Genomic DNA, 1,917 nt, shown 5'->3' with positions numbered 1-1,917 from the left:
CCTGGTCGCAGTGAACCCAGAGCAGTAAAAAGGCGACCAAAGCCATATAAGAGACTCCAGCACACAAGATCACAGGCTCGTAGACTCAATGTGTACCAACGGAAAGCGGCTTAAGTCAGTGCCATTGGTGTATAGAAGTGATTCTGGATGAAGCGATTGCTGATGTTCAGTGGCTTTAATTTTTGAGCGCAAAAGAAAAATATGAGCGTTTTATAGGATAGATGACGATTAAAAAAGCCTCTGATCAGTTCTGAGCTAATCAGAGGCTTTTAAATGGCGGTGGGTCAGAGATTCGAACTCTGGGTAGGCTATTAACCTACGCCGGTTTTCAAGACCGGTGCTTTCAACCACTCAGCCAACCCACCAGATAAAGATGCTCCAGTCAAAAACAAGTCGGTCAGTAATGAAAATTTACTGTCATCGTCATTCTTTTGTCTGGAATTAAATAATGGCGGAGGGACAGGGATTCGAACCCTGGGTAGGCTATTAACCTACGCTGGTTTTCAAGACCAGTGCTTTCAACCACTCAGCCATCCCTCCACAGGGAATAACTCCACATAAAATGTGAGGTTACTGAGACTCAATATGGAGTTAACCATAGAAAAATGGCGGAGGGACAGGGATTCGAACCCTGGGTGGGCTATTAACCCACGCTGGTTTTCAAGACCAGTGCTTTCAACCGCTCAGCCATCCCTCCGCAGCAACGGGAATGAATATTACCTGAAAACGATCAACTGTCAAACCCTTGAAAACCAAAGGATATATCCAGATCGGAATTTTTTTTGTTGCAGAGCATCCAGAAAAACCAGCCGCTGTTACGGTTTCGTAACAGCAATTACGATACTATTGGCATCTTGTAAAAAGAGGTTATGGATATAGCCGGTGTGTTCAGCTCTGGTATACTCCCTATATAAGCCCCAATGCGAGGAATAAAAGATGGAACGAAAATCCACCGCTGTAGCGTCAAGGTCGACACAGGTCGGCAGCGGCATTGAAATCAACAGTGTACTGCGCAACACCTATATGTTGCTGGGTATGACACTGCTATTCAGTGCTTTCACTGCTGGTGTAGCTATGGCACTGGAAATCAGCCGTATCACCGCTATGGTACTGAGCCTGGTGGGCTTTGGTCTGATTTTTGTCGTGAATAAAACCGCTGATTCAGCCAAGGGTCTGATCGCTGTTTTTGCTTTCACCGGTGTTCTGGGCGCAGCCTTGGGTCCCATGCTGAATTACTACCTGGCACTGGCCAACGGTCCTTCTCTGGTTATGCAGGCTTTGGGTGGAACCGCAGTTGTGTTCTTTGCCCTGTCAGCCTATGTGCTGGTTTCCCGTAAAGACTTCTCATTTATGGGCGGCTTCCTGATGGTAGGCCTGATTGTTGCTGTTATTGCCAGCATCGCACTGATCTTCTTCCAGATTCCGGCCGCTTCCATGGCACTGTCTGCAGTGATCGTGTTGCTGATGTCCGGTTTCATCCTGTTTGATACCAGCCGTATCATTCATGGTGGTGAGACCAACTATATTCGCGCTACAGTTTCTCTGTACCTGAATATCTACAACCTGTTTACTGCTCTGCTTTCTCTGCTGGGCATGTCGTCTGACGACTGAGTATTCAGCGTGTGATGAAAATACCCCGGGGTTTTGCTCCGGGGTATTTTTTTGTCTGACAGATAAGTTAGCCCGGGTATTTCTCCAAAAACACTTCTAAGTTCTACACTTTACGGTTCCCGATCGACTGTAAAGGTGTCCCCTCATGGGTAAGCGTTTCTCTGGTCGTCTGAAAGTCCTGTTTATCGGTTGAGCGTAAAACCCCGTACTTTGAGTGCGGGGATGTAAGCTCGTCGGCGATAGCCGACTAATGCGGTGTTCTCTGCTGCTGAACGTACTGTTTGATGACTTCTATAGGAGCGCCAC

The 1,917-nt window shown here is 47.3% G+C and carries 1 protein-coding gene and 3 tRNA genes; 1 reads left to right on the top strand and 3 read right to left on the bottom strand.

The features are described 5' to 3' along the window. Window positions 1-274: 274 nt before the first annotated feature. The 3 genes from ACR2PX_RS05980 to ACR2PX_RS05970 all read right to left on the bottom strand — a co-directional run bounded on the left by ACR2PX_RS05980 (window position 275) and on the right by ACR2PX_RS05970 (window position 697). A tRNA-Ser gene (locus ACR2PX_RS05980) sits at window positions 275-365 on the bottom strand. 84 nt (window positions 366-449) lie between these two features. After that, window positions 450-540 (bottom strand) — tRNA-Ser (locus ACR2PX_RS05975). A gap of 66 nt (window positions 541-606) precedes the next feature. Next, window positions 607-697: transfer RNA gene (locus ACR2PX_RS05970), tRNA-Ser, on the bottom strand. 239 nt (window positions 698-936) lie between these two features. Between ACR2PX_RS05970 and ACR2PX_RS05965 the strand changes: the two genes are divergently transcribed. Next, entirely contained in the window at window positions 937-1,611 is a 675-nt protein-coding gene (locus tag ACR2PX_RS05965) for a Bax inhibitor-1/YccA family protein (protein ID WP_433998450.1), read from the top strand. The last annotated feature ends 306 nt before the right edge of the window (window positions 1,612-1,917 follow it).

It is taken from the genome of Endozoicomonas sp. (assembly GCF_051008435.1).
Taxonomy (GTDB): Bacteria; Pseudomonadota; Gammaproteobacteria; order Pseudomonadales; family Endozoicomonadaceae; genus Endozoicomonas_A.
Note: the sequence above shows the minus strand (reverse complement) of the source record. Positions and strands in the feature narration are given on the sequence as shown.

Bases quoted from the DNA above. Each gene is read 5' to 3' on its own strand.
- ACR2PX_RS05965 (WP_433998450.1), top strand. From the start codon at position 937: ATGGAACGAAAATCCACCGCTGTAGCGTCAAGGTCGACACAGGTCGGC.